1 protein-coding gene is annotated in these 1,814 nt (G+C 50.4%); it reads right to left on the minus strand.

Going from position 1 to position 1,814, the window contains the following annotated elements; translation table 11 throughout:
* Nucleotides 1–150: 150 nt before the first annotated feature.
* Complete coding sequence (locus ASC42_RS13540; RefSeq protein ID WP_055442113.1) at nt 151–1,380, minus strand: IS110 family RNA-guided transposase; 1,230 nt, start codon at nt 1,378–1,380, stop codon at nt 151–153.
* Between the last annotated feature and the right edge of the window lie 434 nt (nt 1,381–1,814).

Here is a 1,814-nt window from a genome sequence, read left to right on the forward strand (position 1 = left end):
AAAGTCCTGCGGTAATATGTCAAGGTGAAACATCATCGAAATTGGAAATTCATTTGTCCGATGACCCGAAAAAAGGCAATACTGAAGAAGCCCAGTCTTGTCTGATGTCATTAACTGGGTTTTGATGCAAAATCAGTTAGATCGATACCCCTATCGATCTTCCCCCTTTCTTGGCGTGTAGATTTGACCGTTGCGTAGCAGCGCATCGATCACACGCACGAGTTTTCGAGCGGTGAGGACGAGGGCTCGTTTGTGTTGGTGCTTTGGTACTTCCTCATACTTCTTCCGGTAATAGGTGCGAAACGACGCATCATGCCGTTGTACCGAGTTGGCAGCCTCCACTAGGTAGTAACGGAGATAGCGATTGCCGGAACGAATGAGGGAAGTCTCCTCGGCTTGGAACCGACCGGACTGGTGCTTAGACCAAGTCAAACCTGCATATTTCGCTAAGGCAGCTTGGTTGTCAAAGCGCTCGATTTGTCCAATTTCGGCTAAGATCCCGGCAGCGTAAACAGGTCCGATGCCAGGAATCGTTTGTAGCGTATTTGGAATGCCTTCCAAATGGCGAGTAATCGCTTTATCGAGCTCTTTCATTTGCGCTTGAAGGCTACGAATGGATTGAATCGATAGGCCTAAAAGCAAGTCGATAGAATCCTCGACACATTTGGAAAGCCGATAGGACGAACGAGCCGCCTTTTGAATGGACTTGGCGATGCATTCCGGATCGGCAAAGCGATTGCGTCCCTTTTGGCGCAAGAAGTCAGCGAGCTGTTGTACGTCCATCTGACTGATTTCGTCTAAGCTAAACGACTCGAGAAGAAGCTCTAAGATGGCATGTCCGAATACGGAGCTGTCCACCTCTTGGGTAAAGGAACTGCACTTGTAAAACAAGTGTTGGAGGAAGTACTGCTTTTCCCGAGTGAGCTGATGGACGAGATGATAGCGCATGCGCGTGAGCCGTTGAAGGGCGATAAACTGTTCTTGCATGACAGCTGTCACTTTCAAACGGCCAAAGCGAAGCCGATCGGCGATGATCCACGCATCGATGCCGTCCGTTTTATCCAAGTCGGTGTACGCTTCTTTAAATTTGCGAATGAGCTTTGGATTGATGGTAAACACCTTGACATGCCAAGACTTCAGCTCCTCCTGTTGGTGGAAAAACATCGCCGGATGCCAGCTGTAGACCGAAGTGGCTTCCATCCCGATGAGAATTTCGGATGGTTGGCGCTCGTTTGCCCATCGGAGGATTTGATCGCGAAGGAAGGTCGCGCCAAGGAGATGGTTGTCCACCTTGAATTGGGCGCACGTGTTTCCTTCTTGATCCATGATACACGTGTATAAGTCCGTTGAGCTCACGTCAATCCCGACGTAGAGTTTCATGAGATCACCTCCAATCGTAGTAGGATCGTGGGGTTGGGACTCTTCGGGATGCCCCCGGATCGCGCCTGTTGACCAGTCACCCTCGCGTATGAGAACTCACGTTGGGCCATGGGCTGCCTGGAAGCTGCTCCTTCCAGCATGGGAAACCAACGGGAACAGCCTGCGGGTTAGAAGTCCGAACAGGAGCCGGGGAGACAGACTTTTCAAGTAGTCAAGGCTACAGGAGAGAGAAGAGTGTCCCCGATGATCCTAAGACCATTATCCAAGAACATCGCGAAAAGTCCAACCCCGATGTTTGTGAAATAGGTTTGCGACCCACGAGGGAGGGGCGCCCCTCCCCCGTGGGCAAGTCACCCAAGAATATACGATTGTCAAGGAGCGTATCGAACTGGAAGTTCGATTTAAAAATCTTTCTAAACATACTATACGAGGAG

It is taken from the genome of Anoxybacillus suryakundensis (genome assembly GCF_001418025.1).
GTDB classification, from domain to species: Bacteria; Bacillota; Bacilli; order Bacillales; family Anoxybacillaceae; genus Anoxybacillus; species Anoxybacillus tengchongensis.

Coding starts and splice junctions, on each gene's coding strand:
- ASC42_RS13540 (WP_055442113.1), bottom strand. CDS start 1,380: ATGAAACTCTACGTCGGGATTGACGTGAGCTCAACGGACTTATACACG.